Origin of the sequence: Hymenobacter amundsenii (genome assembly GCF_002204745.1) — a bacterium.
GTDB lineage: Bacteria > Bacteroidota > Bacteroidia > Cytophagales > Hymenobacteraceae > Hymenobacter > Hymenobacter amundsenii.
Window position 1 is genome coordinate 1 of the sequence record NZ_NIRR01000103.1, and the last position, 701, is coordinate 701.

At 60.8% G+C, this 701-nt stretch carries 1 protein-coding gene; it reads right to left on the bottom strand.

What is annotated here, in order from left to right; translation table 11 throughout:
• Positions 1–16 precede the first annotated feature (16 nt).
• A partial coding sequence (locus CDA63_RS20100) for an IS982 family transposase (RefSeq protein ID WP_126546996.1) occupies positions 17–701 on the bottom strand: 685 nt, incomplete at its 5' end.

Sequence of the window (701 nt, forward strand, 5' to 3'; positions counted from 1 at the left end):
TAACCCAAGTTGCGGCCTATGCGCCGAGTTGGGCGAGGGTGTGGGTGAAGACGAAAAGCAGGAGCTTGAGGGCAAATCCTTCCGCCGTGACGGCGTGCATGGACTTGGGGAAGCGCTCCGTTATCTGGCTGATGGTGGTTTCGACGCCTTTGCGAAAGTGCTGAATCAGAAAGTTTTGCCACGGCTCATGCAGCCGCTTGCTGTTCTTTCGGCGGTCCACCGTCAACGCTACCTGTTCCGCCTCGTACCAGGCGTGTTCCAGGGCGTAGTCGGTGTAGGCGGCATCGGCATACACCACGCTGCCTTCGGGCAATTGCGGGTCTAGCGCTTTGAGGCCCGTAATGTCGGCCTCGCTGCCGGCATGAATATAGAACTCGACCGGCAGCCCGTCGTGGGTCATGAGCAGCTGTACTTTGAAGCCGTAGAAGTAGCGCCGCTTGCTGGCCGAGTAGCCCCGGTAGGCCTCGCCCTCCAGCAGCTGTGAGCGGCGGATGCGCACGTTGTCACAGACGGCGACGGGAAACGAGTCAATGACGTAGCGGGCCTCGGTGTTGAGCTGTTTCAGGTGCTGACCTACGCTAAAGAACAGCTGCTTAAGCGTCTCGTGCAGGCGGTGCAGCTGGCGGGTAAAGCCGCTCTTGTCCAGCGCTTTCATGCCCCAATGCTGCTGCATGTAGCGGCGAGCGGCGGCCAGATTGCCG